17 protein-coding genes and 1 tRNA gene are annotated in these 19,733 nt (G+C 68.7%); 4 read left to right on the forward strand and 14 right to left on the reverse strand.

Features of this window, described 5'->3' with window-relative positions:
* Positions 1–288 precede the first annotated feature (288 nt).
* The 5 genes from coaE to polA all read right to left on the reverse strand — a co-directional run bounded on the left by coaE (position 289) and on the right by polA (position 8,001).
* Positions 289–888, reverse strand: coding sequence for a dephospho-CoA kinase (gene coaE / locus ACSC1Q_RS01510; RefSeq protein WP_436756811.1), 600 nt, complete (start codon positions 886–888; stop codon positions 289–291).
* Between the two features lie 328 nt (positions 889–1,216).
* Positions 1,217–1,672 carry a GNAT family N-acetyltransferase gene (locus ACSC1Q_RS01515; RefSeq protein ID WP_436756812.1) on the reverse strand — a complete coding sequence of 152 codons (456 nt, stop codon included), beginning with the start codon at positions 1,670–1,672 and terminating at the stop codon, positions 1,217–1,219.
* A 369-nt stretch (positions 1,673–2,041) separates the two neighbouring features.
* Positions 2,042–3,547: a 30S ribosomal protein S1 gene (gene rpsA / locus ACSC1Q_RS01520; protein ID WP_362835365.1), complete on the reverse strand. Its 1,506-nt coding sequence runs from the start codon at positions 3,545–3,547 to the stop codon at positions 2,042–2,044.
* A gap of 218 nt (positions 3,548–3,765) precedes the next feature.
* On the reverse strand, positions 3,766–4,881 hold the full coding sequence (locus ACSC1Q_RS01525) for a polysaccharide deacetylase family protein (protein WP_436756813.1): 1,116 nt from the start codon (positions 4,879–4,881) through the stop codon (positions 3,766–3,768).
* A gap of 390 nt (positions 4,882–5,271) precedes the next feature.
* Positions 5,272–8,001: a DNA polymerase I gene (polA, locus tag ACSC1Q_RS01530; protein ID WP_436756814.1), complete on the reverse strand. Its 2,730-nt coding sequence runs from the start codon at positions 7,999–8,001 to the stop codon at positions 5,272–5,274.
* A gap of 146 nt (positions 8,002–8,147) precedes the next feature.
* Between polA and ACSC1Q_RS01535 the strand changes: the two genes are divergently transcribed.
* Complete coding sequence (locus ACSC1Q_RS01535) at positions 8,148–8,492, forward strand: PaaI family thioesterase (RefSeq protein WP_436757226.1); 345 nt, start codon at positions 8,148–8,150, stop codon at positions 8,490–8,492.
* A 482-nt stretch (positions 8,493–8,974) separates the two neighbouring features.
* On the opposite strand, the gene ACSC1Q_RS01540 is transcribed toward ACSC1Q_RS01535, so the two are convergent.
* From ACSC1Q_RS01540 to ACSC1Q_RS01550, 3 genes are read right to left on the reverse strand one after another with little or no spacing between them, the layout of a single operon-like run.
* A complete protein-coding gene (locus ACSC1Q_RS01540) occupies positions 8,975–9,754 on the reverse strand; it encodes an amino acid ABC transporter ATP-binding protein (RefSeq protein ID WP_436757227.1) in 780 nt (259 codons plus the stop codon).
* 47 nt (positions 9,755–9,801) lie between these two features.
* Positions 9,802–10,650, reverse strand: coding sequence for an amino acid ABC transporter permease (locus ACSC1Q_RS01545; RefSeq protein ID WP_436756815.1), 849 nt, complete (start codon positions 10,648–10,650; stop codon positions 9,802–9,804).
* A gap of 3 nt (positions 10,651–10,653) precedes the next feature.
* The gene (locus ACSC1Q_RS01550) at positions 10,654–11,517 is read right to left on the reverse strand and encodes an ABC transporter substrate-binding protein (RefSeq protein WP_436756816.1); all 864 of its coding nucleotides are present in this window, start codon (positions 11,515–11,517) and stop codon (positions 10,654–10,656) included.
* A gap of 241 nt (positions 11,518–11,758) precedes the next feature.
* On the opposite strand from ACSC1Q_RS01550, the gene ACSC1Q_RS01555 reads away from it, so the two are divergent.
* The gene (locus ACSC1Q_RS01555) at positions 11,759–12,319 is read left to right on the forward strand and encodes a DUF4352 domain-containing protein (RefSeq protein WP_436756817.1); all 561 of its coding nucleotides are present in this window, start codon (positions 11,759–11,761) and stop codon (positions 12,317–12,319) included.
* Between the two features lie 180 nt (positions 12,320–12,499).
* On the opposite strand, the gene ACSC1Q_RS01560 is transcribed toward ACSC1Q_RS01555, so the two are convergent.
* The 6 genes from ACSC1Q_RS01560 to ACSC1Q_RS01585 form a co-directional block, all read right to left on the reverse strand.
* Positions 12,500–13,324, reverse strand: coding sequence for an ABC transporter ATP-binding protein (locus ACSC1Q_RS01560; RefSeq protein ID WP_436756818.1), 825 nt, complete (start codon positions 13,322–13,324; stop codon positions 12,500–12,502).
* Positions 13,314–14,078 carry an ABC transporter ATP-binding protein gene (locus tag ACSC1Q_RS01565; protein ID WP_436757228.1) on the reverse strand — a complete coding sequence of 255 codons (765 nt, stop codon included), beginning with the start codon at positions 14,076–14,078 and terminating at the stop codon, positions 13,314–13,316. Before ACSC1Q_RS01565 ends, ACSC1Q_RS01560 begins: the two co-directional genes overlap by 11 nt.
* Positions 14,079–14,167: 89 nt before the next feature.
* Positions 14,168–15,337: a branched-chain amino acid ABC transporter permease gene (locus tag ACSC1Q_RS01570; RefSeq protein WP_436756819.1), complete on the reverse strand. Its 1,170-nt coding sequence runs from the start codon at positions 15,335–15,337 to the stop codon at positions 14,168–14,170.
* On the reverse strand, positions 15,334–16,302 hold the full coding sequence (locus tag ACSC1Q_RS01575) for a branched-chain amino acid ABC transporter permease (protein WP_436756820.1): 969 nt from the start codon (positions 16,300–16,302) through the stop codon (positions 15,334–15,336). The genes ACSC1Q_RS01570 and ACSC1Q_RS01575 overlap by 4 nt, the downstream gene beginning before the upstream one ends.
* Positions 16,303–16,462: 160 nt before the next feature.
* On the reverse strand, positions 16,463–17,665 hold the full coding sequence (locus ACSC1Q_RS01580; protein WP_436756821.1) for a branched-chain amino acid ABC transporter substrate-binding protein: 1,203 nt from the start codon (positions 17,663–17,665) through the stop codon (positions 16,463–16,465).
* A gap of 312 nt (positions 17,666–17,977) precedes the next feature.
* A complete protein-coding gene (locus tag ACSC1Q_RS01585; protein ID WP_436756822.1) occupies positions 17,978–18,580 on the reverse strand; it encodes an ANTAR domain-containing response regulator in 603 nt (200 codons plus the stop codon).
* A 113-nt stretch (positions 18,581–18,693) separates the two neighbouring features.
* On the opposite strand from ACSC1Q_RS01585, the gene ACSC1Q_RS01590 reads away from it, so the two are divergent.
* A tRNA-Leu gene (locus tag ACSC1Q_RS01590) sits at positions 18,694–18,769 on the forward strand.
* Positions 18,770–19,032: 263 nt separating this feature from the next.
* Positions 19,033–19,635 (forward strand): GNAT family N-acetyltransferase, encoded by a 603-nt coding sequence (locus tag ACSC1Q_RS01595; RefSeq protein ID WP_436756823.1) that lies wholly within the window; start codon positions 19,033–19,035, stop codon positions 19,633–19,635.
* Positions 19,636–19,733 lie beyond the last annotated feature (98 nt).

Raw genomic sequence — 19,733 nt, forward strand, 5'->3', positions numbered from 1 at the left:
TTATCGCCCTCGCTCGTCGGCGCTGGTTGCCGGGATCTCCCGGAAGCGAGCGCCGAGGTCCTCGGACTCCAACCCGCTCAAGGCGGTGGCGCGGGCGTGAGAACCCTCCATCGCGCCCAGGCAATGGTACGGACGGTCAGATGCCCGGAGGGCTCTCCCGCTCGAAGTAAGACCCGAGGCGAGCGCTGCCATCCACAGACGGCTCCCCCGCTCAGGCCGGCGCTGAGGTCTTCCGGAAGGCTTCCTCGTTCAGGCGAGCGCCGAGGTCCTCCCGGGCGAGCTCCCCGCTCAAACGGTGACGCGGGACGTGAGGTCGGCCCAGATGTCGTCCATCCGGGCCTCCAACTCCTCCAGGGAGCCCTCGTTCGGGACGACGATGTCGGCGATCTCCAGCCGCTCCTCGCGGGTCGCCTGGGCGGCGAGCCTGGCCCTGGCGTCCTGCTCGCTCATGCCGCGCAGCCCGATCAGCCGGGCGACGCGCACCTCGTCGGCGGCGTCTACGACGATCACCACCTCGTACATGGGAGCGAGCTTGTTCTCCGCCAGCAGCGGCACGTCATAGATCACGATGCTGCCGGGGGCCGCCTGTTCCTGCAGCTCACCGACCCTCGCGCCGACGAGCGGGTGGACGATGGCGTTGAGGGAGGCGAGTTTCTCGGAGTCGGCGAAGACGATCGAGCCGAGTTTCTCCCGGTCGAGCGAGCCGTCCTCGCGCAGGACGTCCGTGCCGAAGACGCCGGTCACGCGCGCCAGCCCGGGAGTCCCCGGCTCGACCACCTCTCTGGCGATCTTGTCGGCGTCGATGACCACGGCGCCGCGGGCGCCCAGCCGCCGGGAGACCTCGCTCTTGCCCGACCCGATGCCACCGGTAAGCCCCACCTTCAACATGATCCGCAGCATACGCCGTACGGACCGCGCTACGGCGCGATCGGCGACGAGGTCTTCAGGGGCGGGAGTGCCTGAGGTAGCCGTTGTCCCGTCGTACGAGGCGGCCGCCCCTTCGGGAGGGGCCCGGAATCTCCTCTGGCGGCGCCGGCCGCCGAACGACGGCGAAGCCGGAGGCGCTCCCTGCGGACGGGATCGGAGCCGACGCTCAACGACGCACCAACGGTGGCCGCGAGTCGCCCCCTCGGCGCCGGAGGTCACGCCTGCCGCCCTTCCAATCTCAAAACGCTCAGGTCCGACCAGCCGACGCACAGGACCGCCCCTGAGGCCCTCACAGCTCCCTGCGCATGTGCACCAGGGTCAGGTGGTCGCTCATCGGCTCCCTGCGGGTCTCGCGGTAGCCGTGGCGGCGGTAGAGGCGCAGGTTGCCCTCCGACAGGTGGCCGGTGAACAGGTCGAAGGCGAGGGCCGTGGCGGCCTCGTCGTGCAGGGTGGTCAGCAGGGAGCCGCCGATGCCCGCGCCCTGACGGTCGGGGGCGACCACCAGGCGGCCGACCAGGCAGGTCGTGCCGGACATCCGGCCGCGGACCGATCCCACGATCCGCGACCCGTCGCGGGCGACGAGCACGGTGGCCGTCTCGACGGCCTTGCGGACCTGGGCGGCCGACTCCACGAGCGGCGGGATGAACGGGTCGCCGTAGAGCTGGGCCTCGCCCACGTAGGCGGCGCGCTGCACGGTCAGGATCTCGCCCGCGTCCTCGGGCTCCGCCACCTCGATCACGATCACGGCGTCACCCTAGCGGCGGGGCGAGACCCCGGGCGAGGCCGGGCGGCCATCAGCGGCCATCACCGGACGTTCCCGCGGGTGCCGGAGGGGCGGAGAAGGCCAGGAGGAGGCGGGCCGGCCTCGGTGGGGACGCGGACGACGTCCCGTGGGCGGGCGCGGAGCCGCACGGCGGGACAGACCGGGAAACGCGACGGCGCGCACGCGACGGGAGAACCCCACCGAAGCACGAAACCGCACGGCAGGAGAGACAAAGGACCCCGCCGGAAAGCGGGACCGCACCGCAAGAGAACCCGGCCGGGAACGCGGAAAGGGCCCCGCCGGAGCGGGGCCCTTCCTTCGATCTTCTACCGCGTTGTCATGACAGCGAGGTTAGTTCTGGCCGCCCGCGAGCTTCTCGCGCAGAGCCGCGAGAGCCTCGTCGGAGGCCAGGGCGCCCGCCGCCGGAGCGGAGGAGCCACTGCTGCTGGAAGAGGCGCCGGTGGAACCCGAGGACGGGGTCTCGCCGGAGTAGGACGTGGGGGCGGCCTCGCCCGCCTCGGCCTCGGCCTTGCGGGCCTCCTCGACCTGCTTCTTGTGAGCCTCGAAGCGGGTCTGAGCCTCGGCGTACTGCCGCTCCCACTCCTCGCGCTGCTTGTCGAAGCCTTCGAGCCACTCGCCGGTCTCGGAGTCGAAACCCTCGGGGTAGATGTAGTTGCCCGAGTCGTCGTAGGTCGCCGCCATGCCGTACAGCGTGGGGTCGAACTCGACGTCGGCGCCGATCGCGCCCTCGTTCGCCTGCTTGAGCGACAGCGAGATCCGGCGGCGCTCCAGGTCGATGTCGATGATCTTCACGAAGATCTCGTCGCCGACCTGGACGACCTGCTCGGGGATCTCGACGTGGCGCTCGGCCAGCTCGGAGATGTGGACCAGGCCCTCGATGCCCTCCTCGACGCGGACGAACGCACCGAACGGCACCAGCTTGGTGACGCGACCCGGGACGACCTGACCGATCTGGTGGGTGCGGGCGAACTGCTGCCAGGGGTCTTCCTGCGTCGCCTTGAGCGACAGGGAGACGCGCTCGCGCTCCATGTCGACGTCGAGCACCTCGACGGTGACCTCCTGGCCGACCTCGACGACCTCGGAGGGGTGGTCGATGTGCTTCCAGGAGAGCTCGGAGACGTGGACCAGACCGTCGACGCCGCCGAGGTCGACGAACGCACCGAAGTTGACGATCGAGGAGACGACGCCCTTGCGGACCTGACCCTTCTGCAGGGTGTTGAGGAACGTCTGGCGAACCTCGGACTGGGTCTGCTCAAGCCAGGCGCGGCGGGACAGAACCACGTTGTTGCGGTTCTTGTCGAGCTCGATGATCTTCGCTTCGAGCTCGCGGCCCACGTACGGCTGGAGGTCGCGGACGCGCCGCATCTCGACCAGGGACGCCGGCAGGAAGCCTCGCAGGCCGATGTCGAGGATGAGCCCACCCTTGACGACCTCGATGACCGTGCCGGTGACGATGCCGTCCTCGTCCTTGATCTTCTCGATCGTGCCCCAGGCCCGCTCGTACTGAGCGCGCTTCTTGGACAGGATCAGGCGGCCTTCCTTGTCCTCCTTCTGGAGGACGAGGGCCTCGACGTGCTCGCCAACCTCGACGACATCCGCCGGGTCGACATCGTGCTTGATCGAGAGCTCGCGCGAGGGGATGACACCCTCGGTCTTGTAGCCGATGTCGAGCAAAACTTCGTCTCGATCGACCTTGACGACGGTGCCCTCGACGATGTCGCCGTCGTTGAAGTACTTGATGGTCAGGTCGATCGCTGCGAGGAACTCTTCCTCGGAGCCGATGTCGTTGACCGCTACCTGCGGGGTGCTCGAGGTGGCCTCAGTGCTGCTCGTCATGTGTGGAGTTGCTCCGAACGCGGACAGATGTCGATGTGGCGAACGCGCGGCAGGCCTCTTACCGTCAGCCGAATAATTGATCGGCGTGATCGAGCGCGAGCCCACTCCGTCCGAGACACGCGCGAGCCCACAACGCAGCGATCAGCATATGAGACCAGACGGGTATGGTCAATCCGACGACTCTACGCGTCCGCGTGCCGAAAGGATAACGATCTCGCTTAATAGGCGTTGATCTTCTGCCTCCGGTCCGCCCTGATATTACCGCGAAGCCCGCGTGGGATGGAGATCCGGTCGGGGTCGCCGTCGGCCGTGTAGCGCTCGCGGGGGTGCTTGTCCAGCCACCCGAGCCAGTACTGGGAGCACCACTTCCGGCACTCCCCCTTCTTCCCGTTGCTCTGGATCCGCTGGATCGCGCGCCAGTCGTGGTCCTTGACGAACGGCGAGACCGACGGTTCGGCGCCGGCGAGGAAGACGCCCTTGAACCGGTAGGACACACCGTCCCATTTCCCCCTCTGCACAGTAGATCTTTTGCGGGGCATCGCGCCGAACGGCAGCGCCAGCGTCTCGGAGGGGGGAACGCCGAGCCTCTTCAGCAGCCTCTCGACCCTGGCCACCTGCTCGGTGACCTTCTTCTTGGACAGGCGCGGCAGGTGGGGGTGGCTCCAGGTGTGGTTGGCCACCTCGAAGCCCCGCGCGACCAGCCACCGCACGGCCCGCTCCTGGTCCTTCCGCTCGCGCAGGCCGAAGGGGTACCGGTTGACCCAGAAGGTGGCGACGGGCCGGAATCCGGGGTACTTCACCGCGACCTGGTAGATGATGCCGACCGCGGTGTCCTTGGCCGGGCTGCCGTCCGCTTCAAGGGCGAAGTGGCTGGGGTGGCCGTCGTCGAAGGTGAGCACGACCGGGTGCTTGCCCGCCGGGATGTCCATCCGCCCGGTGGCGAACTCCCGCGCGGTGACCGGCACGTAGCCGCCCCTGGCGAGCTTCTCCAGCTCCCCGCGCACCTGGGCGGGGGTGCGGTCGATGGAGGCGAGCCTCTTGCGGGTGATCCGGTGGTACATCAGGATCGGGACCGCCCCGGCCTCGTTCGCCTTCACCTGCCTGGCGAACTCCGCGGAGGCGGTGATCGGCGGCGGCAGCTCGGCCGAGGGCAGGCCGGGCCCCGGCGAGGGGTTCGCGGACGGCGGTGACGGGCTGCTCCCCGCCGTGCCCGGCCGGGCGGCGCCGGGTGGCTCGGAGGCCGGCGGGAGCACCAGGAGCACCACCACCGCCACCGCGACGACCAGCACGTTGGCCAGGATGATGATCTTCGTCAGGGGGATTGGACTCCGCACAGAACTCCCGTGCCCGTCGAGCTTCTCGGCTTGGATCACCAGCCTAGAACAGACTCGGACAGGCCCGGCCAATCAGCGAAGCCCGGCATCCCGCGACCGGTCTCCTCCCCGGGAAGCGCCTCCGGGAGACGTTTCCGGGAGTCGCTCCCGGGAGCGACCGCCGGTTCTCCCGGGAGTCGCTCTGGAGAGCGCCTCCCGGAGGCCGGACGTCAGTGCCCGGCTCAGGCCCCGGCTCGGCCCCGACCCGGCCCCGGACCCCGGCCCGATGCCCTCCCCAGGCGCGTTCGGCGCCCGGCGTCCTCCCAGGCACGCGGCGGGCCCGGCTCGGTGCCCGGCGTCCTCCTCGGTACGCTCAGCGCGCCCGGATCAGTGCCCGCCTCAGTGCCCGCCTCAGTGTCCGGCGTCCTCCCAGGTGCGGCCGACGCCCACCGAGACGGCGAGCGGGACGCGCAGGGAGTACGCGGCGTTCATCCGGTCGGTGACGAGCTCCCGCAGGGTCTCCAGCTCGCCGGGGGCCACCTCGAACACGAGCTCGTCGTGGACCTGCAGCAGCATCCGGGAGCCGAGGGCCGCCTCCTTCAGCGCGCTCTGCACGTTGAGCATGGCGACCTTGATGATGTCGGCCGCGGATCCCTGGATGGGCGCGTTGAGCGCCATCCGCTCGGCGATCTCGCGGCGCTGGCGGTTGTCGCTGTTGAGGTCGGGCAGGTAGCGGCGGCGGCCGAGGATGGTCTCGGTGTAGCCGTCGTTCCTCGCCTGGGCGACGATCGCGTTGAGGAAGTCGCGGACGCCGCCGAACTCCTCGAAGTACTCCTCCTTGAGCGCCCGCGCCTCGGAGACCGGGATGCTGAGCTGCTCCGACAGCCCGAAGTCGGACAGGCCGTAGGCGAGGCCGTAGTTCATCGCCTTGATCTTGGCCCGCATCTCCCCGGTGACCTTCTCCGGCTCGACGTCGAAGACCCGGGCCGCGGTGGCCATGTGGAAGTCGTGCCCGGACTCGAACGACGCGATGAGCGCCTCGTCCCCGGACAGGTGGGCCATGACGCGCAGCTCGATCTGGCTGTAGTCGGCGGTGAGCAGGGTCTCGAAGCCCTTGCCGACCACGAAGCCCTGCCGGATGCGGCGGCCCTCGGAGGTGCGGATCGGGATGTTCTGCAGGTTGGGCTTCTCAGAGCTGAGCCGCCCGGTGACCGCGATGATCTGGTTGAACGTGGTGTGGATGCGGCCGTCGTCGGCGATCTCCTTGATCAGGCCCTCGACCGTGACCTTCAGCTTGGCCTGGTCGCGGTGGCGCAGCATGATCGTCGGCAGCTCGTGCTCGGTCTGGGCGGCAAGCCAGGCGAGCGCGGAGGCGTCGGTGGTGTAGCCCGTCTTGGTCTTCTTCGTCTTGGGCAGGTTGAGCTTGACGAACAGGATCTCCTGGAGCTGCTTGGGCGAGCCCAGGTTGAACTGCTCGCCGCCCACGGAGGCGTGCGCCGCCTCGACGGCCTGCTTCACCGCGGCCCCGAACTCGGCCTCCAGGGCGCCGAGGTGCTCCCGGTCGGCGGCGATCCCGGCCCGCTCCAGCTCGGCCAGCACGGTGACGAGCGGCAGCTCCACGTCGCGCATGAGGTGGGTGCCCCCCAGCGGCTCCAGGAACGCCTCCAGCGCGTCGGCGAGCTCGCCGACCGCCAGCGCCCGCAGGGCGAGGTCGCGGGCGCCGTCGTCGTCCTCGGCGTCGAAGAGGCTCGCCTGGCCGCCGTTGTCGGCCTCGCTGCGCAGCTCGCGCCGCAGATAGACCCGTACGAGGTCTTCGAGGGGGAACGAGCGCTGCCCCGGCATCGCCAGGTAGGCGGCGAGCGCGGTGTCGCAGGTGAGGCCGCGCAGCTCCATGCCCTGCGCCCACAGCGCGAGCATCGGGCCCTTGGCGTCGTGCACGGCCTTGGGCCTCGCCTCGTCGGCCAGCCACTCGCGCAGGGCCGCCTCGTCGGTCTCGGTGAGCGTGGTCGGGTCGATGAACGCCGCGCCGGGGCCGCCCTTAGCACCGCCCTCCGCTCCGGCTCCCGCCCCGGCCGCCGCGATGGCGATGCTGTCGACGCGGCCGGTGCCGCTGCCGTACGCGCCCTTGAAGGCGAGGCCCGCGCGGCCCTCGGGCAGCGCGCGCAGCCACGGGCCCACCTCGTCGGGGCCCAGGGTGACGGCCTCGACCTCGAAGCCCTCCTCCGCCGCCGCCTCGGCCGAGCCGATCGTCTTGAACAGCCGGTCGCGGATCTCGCCGCGGAACTCCAGCGTGTCGAGGATCTTGTCGATCTCCTCGCGGTCGGCCGCGCCGATCTCCAGGGCGGTGACCTCGTGCTCCAGCGGCACGTCGCGGATCAGCTGGGTGAGCCGCCGGTTCATCAGCACCTGGTCGAGGTGGTCGCGGAGCTTGTCGCCGACCTTGCCCTTGACCTCGTCGACGCGGTCGACCAGCTCCTCCAGCGAGCCGAACTCGCGGATCCACTTGGCGGCGGTCTTCTCGCCCACGCCGGGGATGTTCTTCAGGTTGTCGCTGGAGTCGCCGCGGATGGCCGCGAAGTCGGGATACTGGGCCGGGGTGAGCTCGTACTTCTCCAGCACGGCCTCGGGGGTGAACCTGGTCATGTTGCTGATGCCGACGCGGGTCATCAGCACGGTGATCCGCTCGTCGACGAGCTGCAGCGCGTCGCGGTCGCCGGTGACGACCAGCACGTTCATGTCCTGCCCGGCGGCGCGGGTGGCGAGGGTGGCTATCAGGTCGTCGGCCTCGTATCCGGCCAGCGACAGGTGCGGCACGCGCAACGCGTCGAGCACCTCGTGGATCAGGCTCATCTGGCTGCGGAAACTGTCGGGGCTCGCGCTCCGGTTGGCCTTGTAGTCGGCGTACTCCTCGTGGCGGAACGTGGGCTCGGAGCGGTCGAAGCAGACCGCCACGTGGGTCGGCCGCTCGTCGCGGAGCACGTTGACCAGCATCGAGGTGAAACCGTAGACCGCGTTGGTCGTCTGACCCGTGGTGGTGGAGAAATTCTCCTCCGGCAGGGCATAGAACGCCCGATAGGCCAGTGAATGCCCATCCAGCAGCAGGAGACACGGACGAGTGGGGGTCGCTTCGCTCTTCGGCACACCGAAAGCCTAGTCTCCTGGTGCGACAGAAAACCTGGCCTCGTACGACAGGAGACGCCCCCTTGACCGTGACAGACCGCGACGAAGCCGCCCGGCGCATCGAAGAGGCGCTCGGCGCGTCACACAGGAACACGCTGGTGGAACGGATGGGCATCGTGATCACCGAGGCCACGCCCGAGAGGGTGGTCGGCACGATGCCGGTCGAGGGCAACATCCAACCCTACGGCCTGCTGCACGGCGGCGCCTCGTGCGTGCTGGCGGAGACCCTGGGCTCGACGGGCGCGGCGATCCACGCGGGCCCCGGCCGGATCGCCATGGGCATCGAGATCAACGCCACCCACCACCGCTCGGCCACGTCGGGGCTGGTCACCGGGGTGGCCACCCGGATCCACGGCGGCCGCACGCTCGCCACCTACGACATCGAGATCGTCGACGAGCAGGGCCGCCGGGTGTGCACCTCACGCCTCACGTGCATGCTGCGCGACGCCTGACCACCCCGGACGCCCCCGATCACGTCTGCCGATCGTCCGATCACATCTCGTCCTCGATCATATTCGGACCGCCTTTTTGCCCTCCCCGCGCGACGAGTCCGCTACCGTGGGTCACGGCGATGCCCGCGGGGAGGCCGAGTAGAAAACGTACGGGGTCGGGGAAGCTCCGTATGGCGCCAAAGGCCTCCCCCGGGCTCGCCGCGTTCGACGACCCGGCTCGCCGCGTCCGGCTACCGGGCTCACCGCGTCCGCTCACCTGGCTCGCCGCGTCCGACGGCCGGGCCCACCGCGTCCGGCGGCGCCCGCAGAACCCGCGGACCGGCCGGGACGCGTTCCCGCCCTCACGGGTCTTCCGCCCTTCACCGTCTTCCTGGCACTTCTTCCTGGCACCCCGCTCCGGCTCCGTGATGCACGTACGGCCCGCGCCGGGTGGGCGCGGGCCGTACGTGACGGGACCGGTGGAACCCGCGGAACCCGGAAGCTCAGATGTCGGTGTGCGTCGGGTCGAGCACGCGGCGCAGGAAGGTCTTCGTCCGCTCGTGCTGCGGAGCGCTGATCACCTGCTCCGGGGCGCCGTCCTCCACGATCACGCCGCCGTCCATGAACACGACCCGGTCGGCCACGTCGCGGGCGAACGCCATCTCGTGGGTGACCACGAGCATGGTCATCCCCTCCTCGGCGAGCTTGCGCATGACCGTGAGCACGTCACCGACGAGCTCGGGGTCGAGCGCCGAGGTGGGCTCGTCGAAGAGCATCAGCGCCGGGCTCATCGCCAGTGCCCTGGCGATGGCCACGCGCTGCTGCTGCCCGCCGGAGAGCTGCGCCGGGAAGGCGTCGCACTTCTCCCCGATGCCGACCTTGTCCAGGTTCTCCCTGGCGATCCGCTCGGCCTCCGCCTTGCCCCGCTTCAGCACCCGGCGCTGCGAGATCATCACGTTCTGCAGGACGGTCATGTGCGGGAAGAGGTTGAACTGCTGGAAGACCATGCCGACACCGCGGCGGGCGGCGTCGATGTCGACGTCGCGGTGGGTCAGCTCCACGCCGTTGACGACGACCTTGCCCGACGTGGGCTCCTCCAGCAGGTTCACGCAGCGCAGCAGCGTGGACTTGCCCGACCCCGAGGGGCCGATGACGCAGACCACCTGGCCGGGGTCGACGGCGAAGTCGATGCCCCGCAGGACCTCGTTCTTCCCGAAGTACTTGTGCAGGTCCCGGATCTCGACCGCGTGGGTCGCCGGGGTGGCCGGAGCGTCCGGAGGCACCGGGTTCGCCGGGTTCGCCGGGTTCGCTGGATTCGTTGGATTCACTGTCACCGTCCCCTCACCTGTCGCCCTTCCAGCCGGGACGCGAGGTAACCCAGCGGGATTGTGACCAGTAGATACGTCACACCTACGACCAGGATGGGCGTGGCGTTGGCGAAGGTCGAGGCCGTGTCGTTGCCGAACTTCGTGAGCTCGACGTAGTCACCGGAGACGCCGAGGAACAGCACCAGCGAGGAGTCCTTGAGAAGGGACACGAACTGGTTGGTCGTCGGCGGGATGACGATGCGCAGAGCCTGCGGGATGACGATGCTGACCATGGCCCGTGTGTACGACATACCCAGCGAACGCGCCGCCTCCATCTGCCCCTTGGGCACCGCCTGGAGCCCGGCGCGGAGCGTCTCGGCCATGTAGGCCGAGCCGACGATCGCCAGGCCCAGGATGCCCTGCCCGTACGTGCCTCCCGGCACCTCGAAGCCCGAGAGGGCCAGCGGCAGGAACAGGATGAGCAGGAAGATCAGCAGCGCGGGCAGGCCCCGGAAGATCTCGATGTAGACGACCGCGATCCACCGGTAGGGCCGCACGGACGACATCCGCATCAGAGCGAAGAGCAGGCCGAACAGGAAGGCGAAGACGAAGCCGCCGACCGAGTAGATGATCGTGTTCTTCAGCGCGACCGTGAACAGCTCGGGAAGCATCTGCTCGGCGATGTCGAGCCTGGTGAAGTTCTTCCCGAGATCGACCCAGTTGATGTTCAGGGCCAGGAAGACGACCACGGCGACCAGTACGACGTACTGGATGCCGCGACTGATCTGCTGTTTCTTGCGGGGACTGAGCCCACTCCCGCCGGGGGCGCCCCCGGCGGGAGTGGGCTCTGCCGTCGTCGGCTGGTCGGTCATCGATTAGCCGAGCTCGCCGGGCTTCTTACCGAACCACTTGACGAAGATCTGCTCGTAGGTGCCGTCGGCCTTGGCCTCGGTGATCGAGTCGTTGATCGCCTTGAGCAGGATCGGGTCGGCGCCCTTCTTGAGGCCGACGCCGTACTGCTCGCCGGTGTCGAGGCTGGCGGCAAGCTCGAACTTGTCGGCGATCTCGGGCTTCTTCAGCCAGGTCAGGACGACCGGGAGGTCCTGGACGATCACGTCGACCTGGCCGGACTGCAGGCCGAGCAGCTCCTTGGGGGAGTCGGCGAACTCCTTGGGGTCGAGACCCTTCTCCTTGACGTAGTCGAGGCCCGTGGTGGAGGCCTGGGCGCCGAGCTTGAGGCCCTTCGCCTTCACCTCGTCGAGGGTCTTGACGCCGCTGCCCTTCTTGGCCAGCAGAGCCTGCGTGGCGTCGAAGTAGGGCTCGGAGAAGTCGATGTTGGCCTTGCGCTCCTCGGTGATCGTCATGCCGGCGGCGGCGACGTCACACTTGTTGGTGGCCATCGCAGCGCCGCTCTTGATGATGGCGAAGTCGATGTCGACGATCTCCTGCGTCAGCCCGAGCTTCTTGGCGGCCAGGTCGACGATGTCCACGTCGAAGCCGACGACCTTGTCGCCGTCCTTGAACTGGAAGGGCTCGTACGGAAGGTTCGTGCAGGTCGTCAGCTTGCCGGGAGTGACGAGCTTGGGACCGGCCGCAGCCGCGGGAGCGCTTGCCGAGGCACCATCGCTCGGACTGGCGGAGGTGGACTCGCCACCACCGCAGGCCGAAAGGCCGAGCGCACCGGCGACGACCATGGCGCCCACCGCCATCGCACGACGGGAAACAAAACTCAGGCCCACGAAGGCCTCCTTACGGTCAATGTCGCTTCTTGTATGGATACCTCAGTGGAGGTCATGCTTCATCACCTGCATAATCATGCAGATCACCAGTACGACACAATTCGGACAACAACCGCGTCCGGAGTTTTCTGTTCAATACCCTGCCGCTACGTGGATGCGGGCGCCGGAACTTGCCGGATCGACGACCGTCATCCGGGAGAGCCGTTGAACTACAGGATCTACCTCGGTTACGTTGCCGGATGTGCGTGATCCCCTGATCCTGCTCCTCGGTGCCGCCCTCGCCGCCACCGTCCTGTCCGGCTGCGCCGGAGCGGCCCCGGCGGGTTCCGCCTCTCCCCCGGCCACGCCCACCCCGACCTACGAGCTCCCGCCCCGGCCGGTGCGGCCGAGCGAGGGCCCCGTCAAGGCCGCGCCGGTCACCGACGGCGACACCCGGTTCCAGGTGATCGGCCTGCAGAAGGGCCTGAGCGGCTTCTTCGGCAGCCACGCCGAGTGGCAGGCCAAGGGGCAGTACGTGGTCGTGCGGATCGTCGTGGAGAACCCCGGCCGCACCAACGCCCACTTCGACGCCAAGAAGCAGAGGCTCGTCACCTCCGACGGCACCACCTACGTGATCGACAAGTTCGCGCAGGCCATCAAGCGGCAGCCCGACGAGCTCCCGCTCGGCGCCCAGGTCAGGATCGAGCTGGACCTCTGGTACGACATCCCCAAGGAGGCGAGGGTCTCGGCGATCCGGCTGTTCGGCGACCCGCCCCTCGGCGTGACCGGCAGCACCGAGGGCGTACAGGTGCCGCTCCCCTGAGCCGCCCCCGTCCGTCCCGGCGCCACACGGTGGGATTCCAGGGCTTCCGAAGGCTTCCGGCGTACGTCCAGGCGGGAGGCTCCCGTACCGGCGACGGACGGGCCCGCCGCGCGGGTGCGCGACGGGCCCGTCACCTGCCGTCAAGCCCGCGAGGGCTGTGAGGGCCGTGGACTCACGGGATCAGGGAAGCTCTTCCTTCTCCGTGGGGTCCCGCTTGTCCTGCGGGGCGACCGCGGGAGCGGGGGCCGGGGCCGCCGGGGCGGGCGCGGCGTGCGCCGCCTCCGCCTCCAGGTCGAGCTCCGCGCCGCCGCCCAGGTAGGCGGCCTGCACGGCGGGGTCGTTGAGCAGCTCGTCCGCGGGCGCGCTCTTGACCACCTTCCCGGTCTCCAGGACGTAGGCGCGGTGGGCCAGCTTCAGCGCCTGCTGGGCGTTCTGCTCCACCAGCAGCACCGTGGTGCCCCGGCGGTTGATCTCCTCGATGATCTCGAAGATCTGTTGCACCAGCAGCGGCGCCAGGCCCATCGACGGCTCGTCCAGCAGCAGCACCTTGGGCTTGGCCATCAGCGCGCGGCCGATGGCGAGCATCTGCTGCTCGCCGCCGGACATCGTGCCGCCCATCTGGGTCCTGCGCTCCGCCAGGCGGGGGAACAGCTCGTAGACCTCGGCCAGGTCGGCGCTGAAGTCACCCGAGCGGGTGTACGCGCCCATGAGCAGGTTGTCGTGCACCGTCATGCCGGGGAACACGCCCCGGCCCTCGGGCGCCTGCCCCAGGCCCGCGAGGACCCGCTTGTGGCCGGGCATCTTGCTGATGTCCTTGCCGTCGAAGGTGATGCTCCCCGACGACAGGCCGCGCAGGCCCGAGATCGTCTTCAGGGTCGTGGTCTTGCCCGCCCCGTTCGCCCCGATGAGCGTGACGATCTCGCCCTCGTTCACCTCGACCGAGATGCCCTTGAGCGCCTCGATCTTGCCGTAGTGGACACGGATGTCCTTGACCTCAAGAAGCATCGGCGGGAGCTCCCAAATACGCCTCGACGACCCGGGGGTCGGTCCGCACCTCGTCCGGCAGGCCATCGGCGATCTTCTGGCCGAAGTCCAGCACCGCGATGCGGTCACTGATGCCCATGATGAGGCTCATGTCGTGCTCGATGATCAGAATCGTCCGGCCCGCGTCGCGGATGTCCCGGATCAGCTGCTGCAGCGCCACCTTCTCCGCCGGGTTCATACCGGCGGCGGGCTCGTCCAGCAGCAGCAGTTTCGGGTTGGTCGCGAGCGCGCGGGCGATCTCCAGACGGCGCTGGTCACCGTAGGGCAGGTTCTTGGCGTGCTCGTTGGCGCGGTGTGAGACGCCGACGAAGTCGAGCAGCTCCATCGCGAGCTTGCGCCCGTCCTTCTCGGCCCTGCGGTGCCAGGGAAGCCCCAGCGCCACGCTGACCATGCCCGATTTGTGGTGCGCGTCCGCGCCCACCATCACGTTCTCGATGGCCGTCATGTTGTGGAACAGCCGGATGTTCTGGAACGTGCGGGCGATGCCCCGCTTGGTGATCTTGAAGCGCTTGACGCCGCTGATCTTCTCGCCCAGGAAGCGGACCTCGCCCTCGGTCGGCTGGTAGACGCCGGTCACCACGTTGAAGACCGTGGTCTTTCCGGCGCCGTTCGGGCCGATGAGAGCGAAGATCTCTCCCTCGTTGATGGTCAGGTTGACCTCGCGCAGTGCCGTGACACCGCCGAACCGCATGACGAGGTTCTTCAGCTCCAGCATGACGCGGCCGGTGCGCTCCGCCTGGACCGGCTGGGCCGCTTCAGGGTCCGGGCCGGCCGGGGTCGTCCCGGCCGGGTTCACTTCGGCGCTCACTTGGAGGCCACCTCCTCACCGTGCGACTCGGGCCCGGGAACCTCGGCTCCGAGCGTACCCATCCCGCCTGACCCCTCTTTCAGCTCCGCCTTGCGTTGGCGCGACGGCAGCAGACCCTCCGGACGGAAGATCATCAGTGCCACGAGCACCGCGCCGAAGATCAGCATGCGGTACTCCTGCAGACCGCGGAACCGCTCGGGCAGCCAGGCCACCACGAAGGCGCCCAGCATGACGCCCGGCAGGTTGCCCGCGCCGCCCATGACCACCGCGGCCAGGATCGTCGCCGACAGCAGGAACTGGAAGTCGTTCGGGTTGATCGAGATGGCCTTCGCCGCCCACAGCACGCCCATCGCGCCACCGATGGAGGCGCCGATGGCGAAGGCGAGCATCTTGAAGCGGAACGTCGGCACGCCCATGACCTCGGCCGCGTCCTCGTCCTCGCGGATCGCCGCCCAGGCGCGCCCGACCCGGCTCTTCTCCCAGCGCTTCACCAGGATGATCACGATGACGGCGAGCGCGACCAGCAGGTAGTAATAGGGTCGCGGATCCAGCACGCCGTACTTGAACGGATCGACCCCGAAGACGTTGGGGACGCTGATCCCGAACAGGTGCAGGTCCTCGTAGCTCGGCGGGTGCGGGATGCCTCGGATGCCGTTCGGGCCGCCGATCTCGTCGGTGTTGCGGGCGGTGATGCGGATGATCTCACCGAAGCCCAGCGTGACGATCGCCAGATAGTCACCGCGCAACCGCAGCGTCGGGGCGCCCAGCGTGATGCCCGACAGGGCGCAGATCCCGATGCCGACCAGCAGGATGAGCCAGAAGTTCCAGCCCAGCCGGGTGCCGATCAGCGCCATCGCGTAGCCGCCGACCGCGTAGAACGCGACGAAGCCCAGGTCGAGCAGGCCGGCCTGGCCGACCACCACGTTCAGGCCGATCGCCAGGACGACGTACGTCCCGATCGGGAAGAACAGGATGCTCGCCCAGTCGGTGTAGGGCGACATGAAGGGGGCGAGGCTCTCCGACGGCAGCAGCAGCGCCGCGACGATCAGGGCCACGTAGAGGATCCAGCGCTGCCAGCCGGGGGTGTCCTGCCAGCGGTCGTGCATGGTGTCAGCGAAGCGGCCGAGACCGTTGCGGAAGCCTGCCAGTGAATTCTTCTGGTTCATGCGCGCGCCTGCTGGAGTGATTCACCGAGGATGCCGGTGGGGCGGAACATCAGGACCAAGACGAGGATGGTGAAGGAGATCACGTGCTTCCAGTCGGAGCCGAAGAAGATGGCTCCGTAGTTCTCCACCAGCCCGAGCGTGATTCCGCCGACCAGGGCGCCGCGCAGGTTACCGATGCCACCCAGGACCGCCGCGGTGAACGCCTTGATACCGAAGAGGAATCCGATGAGATAGTTCGTGTTCTCGTACGAGATCAGATAGAGCGCACCCGCCACACCGGCCATGCTGCCGCCGATGAGGAAGGTCATCCGGACGATCCTGTTGATGTCGACGCCCATCAGGACGGCGGCCTCGGGGTTCTGCGAGGTGGCGCGAATACCCCGGCCGATCTTCGTGCGGTTCACCAGGGCGTCCAGCGCGACCATCATGCCGATCGCGGCGACGATGACGAAGATCTGGTCGACCCGGACGACATGACCGAAGATCGAGAAGAGCTCGGTCCGCTCCATGATGCGGGGCAGGCCCATCTGGATCCTGCCCTGCTCGGCGCGGTCGAAGACGTTCGGGATCACCAGGAGCGCGAACAGCTCCTGAAGGAAGATCGAGGCGCCGATCGCCGAGATCAGCGCCGCCAGCCGGGACGCGCCGCGCTGGCGCAGCGGCCGGTAGGCGATGCGCTCCAGGGCCACCGCGGTGCCCGCCGAGGCGAGCATGCCGGCCAGGATCATCGCCAGGATGAGGCCGACCAGCGCGATGCCCGTGAGGGGCGAGTTGATGCCGAGCACGAACGGTACGAACATCGCACCGAAGGTGCCGATCATGAAAACTTCGGAATGCGCGAAGTTGATCAGCCGCAGCACGCCGTACACCATCGTGTAACCGAGCGCGATCAGGGCGTAGATCGAGCCGAAGGCCAGGCCGTCGATCGTCGCCGGCCAGAACTGATTGATGAAGTCATTGAGCACTAGGGATTACCACTTCTAGCGGGGGTCGCCTGCACGTCCGGGTAGCACACCGCCTCCAGCAGAATCTCGTGGACTCTCTGGAAGTACGCGAGGAGCGGGAACGCATTCGCGGCGTTCCCGCTCCCCGCGCGTCGACTACCTAATGTCCTTCAGCGCCGGACTAGCCCAGCTTGGCCTCGTTGGCCTTGCCCAGCAGGCCGATCGCGCCATCCTTGACCTGGTAGATGTAGATGTCCTTCGCCGCGACCTCACCGTTGGCCTCGAACTTGACCTGCTTCGAGACGCCCGCGAGGTCCACCGTGGCGATGAACTCGTTGATCTTGTCAGGGGTGACGTTGCCCGCCTTGATGGCGTCGACGAAGACCGTCGCGGCGTCGTAGCCCTCGGCCGCGTAGATGGCCGGGTCGGCGCTGTAGGCGGCCTTGTAGGCGTCGGCGAAGCCCTTCACCTTGGCGTCGGTGACGTCCGGGGTGGCGATGTAGCAGGGGCAGCCGACCAGGGCGCCCTCGGCGTTGTCGGCACCGGCGCCGTCGATCAGGCCCTTGTCCAGCGAACCGTCGCCGGACAGGAACTTCGCGGTCACGCCCTTGTCGCGGAGCTGCTTGAGCAGGTTGCCGCCCGCGGCGTAGTAACCACCGAAGAAGATCGCCTCGGGCTTGGCCGCCGCGACCTTGTTGACCACGGAGGAGAAGTCGCTCTCGGCCGGGTCGAGCGAGTCGGTCGTCGGCGTGACGCCCTTGGTCTCCAGCTGCGCCTTGACGGCGTCGGCCAGCGGCTTGCCGTACTCGGACTTGTCGTCGATGACGAAGACCTTCTTCGCGCCGACACCGGTCGCGATGAAGTCACCGATGCCGGGGCCCTGGATGCTGTCGCTGGGCAGCACGCGGTGCCAGAACTTCCAGCCGTTCGTCGCCAGTGCGGCGTTGGTGGCGGAGGCCGAGATGCTCGGCAGCTTCGCCTCCTCCAGCACCGGCGCCACCTGGGCGGACTCACCGGAGAACGCGGGGCCGATCAGGCCGACGATCTTGTCGGTCTTGATGGCCTGCTGGGCCAGGGCGACCGCCTTCGACGGGTCCGCCTGGCTGTCGTACTCGACAAGCTCGATCTTCACGGCCGGGTTGGTCTTGTTGTACTCGTCGATGACGAGCTTCGCACCGTTCCGGGGGGGAATGACGATGCCGGCGTTGGCGCCGGTCAGGTCTCCCATGAAGCCGAGCTTGACGGTGGTGGGGGCGGCAGCACCACTTGAGCCGCCCTCAGCCGGCGTGGCCTCCGTACCACCGCTGCTGCAGGCAGCGAGACCGAGGGTGAGCGCCACACCGGCGGCAAGCACTCCACCGAGGCGTGCAGTCTTAGGCCGCAAGGTTGCCTTCCTTTCGCCCGGTCCCTCGTCAGGACCGAGTTCACAGATGCCCTTCCCTGGCGGGTGGCCAGGGGTTGTGTCGGTTAGTACAACTAGCGGATGTCACGGGTCGATACAGGACGGCCCACCGTTGCCGCTTCGTTATAACACCGATCCTTTTCGGCTATCAGATGCAAAAGCCGTGGTCACTGGCAACCTTACGGTCTCCACGGGCGTCGATCCGACCGCCTGGAGGCCCGCGCCGCACCCCCTGGGAAGCGCTCTGCGGGCGCCTGGCGGGCACGGCCCCCAAATTGGGGCGAAAAGCCCCGATCAGGCCTCCGGAGCCTCCACCTCGGGCTCCGCCCCGTCCGCGACCACGATCTGCGCCACCTGCCGCATGCTCAGCCGGCGGTCCATCGAGGCCTTCTGGATCCACCGGAACGCCTGCGGCTCGCTCCACCCGTGCCGCTCCATCAGCAGGCCCTTGGCCCGCTCCACCAGCTTGCGCGTCTCCAGCCGCTCCGAGAGCGTCCCGACCTCCCGCTCCAGCGCGGCGATCTCCTGGTGCCTGCTGACCGCCATCTCGATCGCCGGGACCAGGTCCGACTTCGTGAACGGCTTCACCAGGTACGCCATCGCGCCGGCGTCCCTCGCCCGCTCGACCAGGTCGCGCTGCGAGAAGGCCGTGAGGATGAGACACGGCGCGATCCGCTGCGACACGATCTGCTCGGCCGCCGAGATCCCGTCCAGGATGGGCATCTTCACATCCAGGATCACCAGATCCGGCCGCCGCTCCATCGCCAGCTTGACCGCGGACTCCCCGTCCCCGGCCTCCGCGACGACCGCATACCCCTCCTCCTCCAGCATCTCCTTGAGGTCGAGGCGGATCAGCGCCTCGTCTTCCGCGATCACCACTCGCCGCTGCGTACTCACGAGCAAGAGAGTACCGACGTCCGCTAGATTGGGACCACGCCGGTGCCCGAGAGTGATCTACTTCTGGGTAAGCTCTTACCCGGCGCTCAAGATCCGGACAAATGACGGAAAACGCCCCGATAGACCAACGGCAGAGTCGATGGATTCAAAATCCATTCAGTGTGGGTTCGAATCCCACTCGGGGCACCATCCTTCGAGCCGATCGGTCCGGGATCGGCTGATCCAGGCACCTTCCGCCGTCTCCCGCCACCTCCCGCACGACATGTACGCGACCGGTGGCCCCGCGCGTCCTCGCGCCTTCCTGTGAAACCGTCGGCCGTGGTTCCCGACCCCGTGGACCGGCAGTGGCCGAAGATTGTGGTGACTCCGGACACCAAGGCACGAATGGCGGCTCCGCGAGCGGAGTAGGTTGCTCGGAAGTGGCGTGAAGCGGGGTATCGGGAGGTGGCGGCGTGGGAGCTGCGGGCGACGGCCGGACGGAGCGGGGCGATCTCGGTGTCGGGCGGGTGTGCCTTCCCGAGCGGGTGAGGCTGAGCGGGCACGGGGTGGTGCTGCGCGAGTGGGAGGACGGCGACCTGCCTGCCATGGTGGGGCTGTTCGACGACCCCGAGGTCGCGTACTGGACGCCGCTGGCCTCGCCGTTCGACCCGGAGGCGGCGCGGGTCTACCTGGAGCGGGCCCGGCGGCGGCGGGCGGCCGGGGAGCGGGTGCAGCTGGCGATCACCGTGGACGGGGGCGAGCCCGCGGGCGAGGTGCTGCTGATGCTGAGCGGGCTGGGCCTGGACGTCGCGGAGATCGGCTACGGGCTGGGAGCCGCCTACCGGGGGCGGGGGCTGGCCTCCGGCGCGGTGCGGGTGATGACGGAGTTCGCCAGGAAGACGGTGGGGGTGTCCCGGCTGCTGCTGGAGATCGAGGCCGGCAACGCGGCGAGCGTGGCGGTGGCCCGCGCGGCGGGATACCGCCTGACGGACGCGCCGCCCGTCCCCTCTGAGGAGAAGGGGCGGTCGATGGTGTTGCGGACGTGGGAGTACGAGGAGGCCGGTACTCGCGGGTAATCGGGGTGTGTTGTTGATCTCGACTCGGTCAGACAGATATGTATGAATGTCATTAATCCTGATGAAAGGTAAGCGGTCCAGGAGACACCTGGCGCGTT

Origin of the sequence: Streptosporangium heterodermiicola (assembly GCF_051390675.1) — a bacterium.
In the GTDB taxonomy this organism is placed as follows: domain Bacteria; phylum Actinomycetota; class Actinomycetes; order Streptosporangiales; family Streptosporangiaceae; genus Streptosporangium.

Excerpts from the sequence above, each read along its gene's own strand:
- coaE (WP_436756811.1), bottom strand. The coding sequence starts at position 888 with ATGTTGAAGGTGGGGCTTACCGGTGGCATCGGGTCGGGCAAGAGCGAG.
- rpsA (WP_362835365.1), bottom strand. The coding sequence starts at position 3,547 with ATGACGAGCAGCACTGAGGCCACCTCGAGCACCCCGCAGGTAGCGGTC.
- ACSC1Q_RS01535 (WP_436757226.1), top strand. The coding sequence starts at position 8,148 with ATGGGCATCGTGATCACCGAGGCCACGCCCGAGAGGGTGGTCGGCACG.
- ACSC1Q_RS01545 (WP_436756815.1), bottom strand. The coding sequence starts at position 10,650 with ATGACCGACCAGCCGACGACGGCAGAGCCCACTCCCGCCGGGGGCGCC.
- ACSC1Q_RS01560 (WP_436756818.1), bottom strand. The coding sequence starts at position 13,324 with ATGCTTCTTGAGGTCAAGGACATCCGTGTCCACTACGGCAAGATCGAG.
- ACSC1Q_RS01565 (WP_436757228.1), bottom strand. The coding sequence starts at position 14,078 with ATGCTGGAGCTGAAGAACCTCGTCATGCGGTTCGGCGGTGTCACGGCA.
- ACSC1Q_RS01570 (WP_436756819.1), bottom strand. The coding sequence starts at position 15,337 with ATGAACCAGAAGAATTCACTGGCAGGCTTCCGCAACGGTCTCGGCCGC.